This is a genomic window from Actinoplanes sp. NPDC048791, from assembly GCF_040650095.1.
Lineage (GTDB): Bacteria > Actinomycetota > Actinomycetes > Mycobacteriales > Micromonosporaceae > Actinoplanes.
Genome location: NZ_JBEZGQ010001217.1, coordinates 1 through 2,271, shown reverse-complemented (window position 1 = coordinate 2,271; position 2,271 = coordinate 1). Strand labels below are relative to the sequence as shown.

The window sequence follows — 2,271 nt, the reverse complement described above, 5'->3', positions numbered from 1 at the left end:
ACCAGCCGGCCGGCCACGGCGACCAGCAGCCGGTCGCCGACGGTGTGGCCGAGGCGGTCGTTGACCGCCTTGAAGCCGGTCAGGTCCAGCATCGCCACCTGCGGGGAACCGGTCGCCAGGGCCTCGCGGACCCGCTGCTCGAACAGTCGCCGGTTGGCCAGCCCGGTCAGCTCGTCGTGCATGGCCAGCACCTCGAGCCGCGCGGCCTGGCTCTGCACCTGGGCCACGAAGCCCGACATCCGCAGCAGCACGAGCAGGAACAGCAGCACGGCGCCGAGCCCGATGGCCAGCCAGCTGACCGGCCGGTGCCCGCTGCTGCCCTGCACGAAGAGCACCGCCGGGACGATCAGAGTCGCGCAGGTGAGCACCGCGAGCCGGCCCTTGCCGAAACGTTCCCCCAGCTCGCGGACCGGCGGCGCACTCACCGACGGGTGCAGAGCCGCGCCGGCCCAGTAGACGTAGGCGATGAGGAACCCGACGTAGATCACGTCACCGGTGCCCGGCACCATCGCCGGGAGCAGCGTGAAGATGGCGTTGGAGGCCAGCGTCGCCACACTGCCGATGATCAGCAGCCAGTGGCTGGGCGTCGGGTGGGCGGCCCGGGTCGCCAGCCGGGCCACCACGGCGATCATCAGCACGCTGGCGGTCGGGTAGCCGACCGTGGCGAGCCGGGCGAGCAGCGGCGTGGCCGGATCGGCCAGGATCGGCCCGATCACGAAGATCCAGTAGACCAGGCCCAGGCCGGCCGCGATGATCAGCGTGTCGACCAGGCCAGCCAGGGGGCGCTGGCGGTGGCTGCGGGCCAGGCCGTAGAGACCGGCGATGAGCGGCACGTACGCGCTGAGATAAAAGGCGTCGGCCCACGACGGGAACGGCAGCGCGGGCAGCACCAGGCCGCTCACCGAGAACGCGATGTCACCCAGCACCCACAGCACCAGGCTGGCCAGCACGACGTACCAGCAGCGGGCGGCGGCGGGCCGGTTGCGCCGGATCCCGGCGATGGTGACCAGCAGCGCCGCGAGGCCGACCACCCAGGAGATCACTCCCTGCGCGGCGTCGGAGGGCACCAGCGGATAAGCCAGGCACACGAGGGTTCCCGCGCCCATCCAGAGCGACCACCAGCGGTCGACGCGTCCCGTCAGCACTCCCCGTCAATCGGTCGGCCCCGACCCGACCTGAGGTTCCCGCCCTTCCCGGCCTCCGGGCGGCCGCCGGGGCAGCAGTCCTGCACGCCCGGCCCCGATGCCCCCGGCCGGGGATGTCAGCCCGGCGAGCGCGCGATAGTGTGCCCATCGGCGTGTCATGAGGCGTGGGGAGAGGGACCTTTGTCGAGTCAGCCCCTGCGCCCGGGCGACCCGGCCCACCTCGGCGAGTACGAGCTGCTCGGCCGCCTCGGCGCCGGCGGCATGGGCACCGTCTTCCTGGGGCGCTCGCCGCAGGGCCGGCTGGTCGCCGTCAAGGTGGTGCGCGCCGAGTTCATCCGCGACGAGGAGTTCCTCGGCCGGTTCCGCAGCGAGGTCAACCGGGCCCGGCAGGTGCCGCCGTTCTGCACCGCCGAGGTGCTCGGCGCCGACCTCGACCACGAGCCGCCGTACCTGGTGGTCGAGTACGTCGACGGGCCGGCGCTGACCGATGTCGTCCGCGAGAACGGCCCGCTCTCCCCGGCCGCCCTGCACAGCGCCGCGGTCGGCATCGCCACCGCGCTGACCGCCATCCACGGTGCCGGGGTCATCCACCGCGACCTCAAGCCGGGCAACGTGCTGTTCGCGCTGGGCGGGCTCAAGGTGATCGACTTCGGCATCGCCCGACCGCTGGAGGCGACCAGCCAGCACACGCGTACCGACCAGATGGTCGGCACCGTCGCCTACATGGCGCCGGAGCGCTTCGACGAGCATCCCGGCCTGCGGCTCAGCCCGGCCGCCGACATCTTCGCCTGGGGCGCGGTGGTCACCTTCGCGGCCACCGGCCGCACGCCCTTCCAGGGCGACTCGGCTCCGGCCACCGCGATGCGCATCCTGACCCAGCAGCCGGACCTCACCGGGCTGCCCCCGACGCTGCGCGGGATCGTCGCCCGGACCCTGGCCAAGGAACCGGCCGACCGGCCGACCGCCCGGGAGCTGCTCGACCTGCTGCTCGCCACCGGCCAGCCGGCCGTGCCGCTGCCGGCCCGCCCGGTCCCCGACGACGTGGTCACGGCGATGGCCGTGGCCGAGCCGCGGCCGGACCACGACCCGGCCGGATCGCCGCCGGCCCGGTCCGGCACGCTCTTCG

2 protein-coding genes are annotated in these 2,271 nt (G+C 73.9%); one reads left to right on the top strand and one right to left on the bottom strand.

All coding sequences use genetic code 11. The features are described from left to right. Positions 1 to 1,145, bottom strand: a 1,145-nt coding sequence (locus tag AB0C29_RS44555) for a GGDEF domain-containing protein (protein ID WP_360833880.1), incomplete at its 3' end; no start/stop codon positions are given. Between the two features lie 180 nt (positions 1,146 to 1,325). Between AB0C29_RS44555 and AB0C29_RS44550 the strand changes: the two genes are divergently transcribed. Next, on the top strand, positions 1,326 to 2,271 hold a 946-nt coding region (locus AB0C29_RS44550; protein ID WP_360833878.1), incomplete at its 3' end, for a serine/threonine-protein kinase.